This window comes from Endozoicomonas sp. SESOKO3, from assembly GCF_024606255.1.
Map to the genome: position 1 here is coordinate 1 of NZ_JAHHPR010000637.1, position 1604 is coordinate 1604.

The 1604-nt window shown below is 50.4% G+C and carries 2 protein-coding genes; both read left to right on the top strand.

Going from position 1 to position 1604, the window contains the following annotated elements:
• Nucleotides 1-749, top strand: a 749-nt coding sequence (locus tag KDK18_RS11200) for an FAD-dependent oxidoreductase (RefSeq protein WP_257254985.1), incomplete at its 5' end; no start/stop codon positions are given.
• Between the two features lie 184 nt (nt 750-933).
• Nucleotides 934-1604, top strand: a 671-nt coding sequence (gene hemE / locus KDK18_RS11205) for a uroporphyrinogen decarboxylase (RefSeq protein WP_257254986.1), incomplete at its 3' end; no start/stop codon positions are given.

Here is a 1604-nt window from a genome sequence, read left to right on the forward strand (position 1 = left end):
AAGATGTCCTGATGGAAGATCTGATGGCAGAATACGATGCCGTATTTATGGGCATGGGAACCTACACCTACATGAAAGGGGGGTTCCCGGGTGAAGACCTTCCTGGCGTTCATGATGCTCTGCCATTCCTGATTTCCAGCGTGAATCGCAACCTGGGTTTTGAAAAAAAAGCGTCTGATTTCATCGGCATGAAAGGAAAACGTGTCGTGGTTCTCGGTGGCGGTGACACGGCCATGGACTGTAACCGTACTTCCATCCGTCAGGGGGCTGAGTCGGTCGCTTGTGCCTATCGCCGTGATGAAGAGAATATGCCGGGCTCGCGACGTGAAGTCGCTAATGCCAGACAGGAAGGTGTCAAGTTCCTGTTCAATCGTCAGCCTGTTGAGATTGTCGGTAACGGTAAGGTAGAAGGTGTCAAAGTTATCACCACCAAGCTGGGTGAGCCTGATGAGCAAGGGCGTCGTCGTCCTGAGCCGGTTCCGGGCAGTGAGGAAATATTAGAAGCCGACGCGGTATTGATTGCTTTTGGATTTCGTCCAAGTCCTGCTGACTGGTTCGGGTCCCATGATATTCAACTGAATGAGTGGGGTGGAGTCGTTGCGCCTGAGCAGGCCAGGTATAAGTTTCAGACTTCCAATCCTAAAGTTTTCGCCGGTGGGGATATGGTTCGTGGTTCTGATCTGGTGGTTACAGCGATTTGGGAAGGTCGTCAGGCGGCTGAGGGCATTATGGACTATCTGGATGTTTGATCCTGCAGAGAGCTTATCAGGATGAATGTTCTCGAGCAGTGGAAGATTGTCATTAGGGGGGGGAAATGAGTATTCTCCCCCTTTTATTTTCTAACATCGTAGCTTTTTCGGTTTGGGCAGACTCTAAGCGCTTGCCCGGATCTTCTTACGGCTTATTGCATTGTTCCTGAATTCTGGAAACCCCATGACCGAGCTGAAAAATGATCGCTTACTGAGGGCTCTGCTGAGAGAGCCTGTTGATGTCACCCCCGTATGGATGATGCGTCAGGCTGGACGTTATTTGCCTGAATATCGGGAGCTTAGGAGCAAAGCGGGTGATTTTATGTCGCTTTGTATGAATCCTGAGCTGGCTTGTGAAGTAACCATTCAGCCACTGGTGCGTTTCGACCTGGATGCGGCCATTCTTTTTTCAGATATCCTCACCATCCCGGATGCAATGGGCTTGGGGTTGTATTTTGAGACGGGAGAAGGCCCGAGGTTTAAAAAGCCCATTCGAACAGCGAGCGATGTTGAAGCACTGTCTGTTCCGGATCCCGAAAAGGATCTGGGCTATGTCATGGATGCGTTACGCACTATCCGCTCCGAGCTCAATGGTCGTGTGCCTCTGATTGGTTTTTCCGGCAGTCCGTGGACTCTGGCTACCTACATGGTTGAGGGGGGGAGCAGTAAAGATTTTCGTCGTATAAAAGCGATGATGTTTGATCAACCCCAGATGTTGTCTCAATTACTGGATGTATTGGCAGACTCTGTGACACATTATCTGAATGCCCAGATTAAAGCAGGAGCTCAGGCCGTCCAGATCTTTGATACCTGGGGTGGGGCGCTTTCTCCTGAGTGCTATAGAGCATTTTCCTT